Below are 332 nucleotides of genomic sequence, written 5' to 3' on the forward strand. Positions count from 1 at the left end.
GCCTTAGTAATGCAGGAAAAACAAAAGCACTAACAAAGAAAACCAATGCTAACGATAAGAACAATACAGAGAGCGTTACGTTAGCCTGCAGATAAAAATAAGCACAAATACAAAGAAAAACAGCACACCATAAAACACCAAAACTTTTTTCAGGAGGTAGCTGTGAACTAGACAAAGACATGGGAATATAAACCTAAAATATATTCGATGAAGTATAATCCGATATAGCTAAAACAATCCACTTACTTATTACGTTTAAGCACTTTGAAACTTACTAATTAAACGATGACCGAACTGTATAAAATAACTCTCAATATATCTATGCAATATTC

The 332-nt window shown here is 32.2% G+C and carries 1 protein-coding gene; it reads right to left on the minus strand.

The genetic code is table 11. The features are described 5' to 3' along the window. Positions 1–181: hypothetical protein (locus A3761_RS28330; RefSeq protein WP_231881102.1), on the minus strand; the 181-nt coding region annotated here is incomplete at its 3' end. Positions 182–332: the final 151 nt, after the last annotated feature.

It is taken from the genome of Oleiphilus sp. HI0123 (assembly GCF_001635315.1).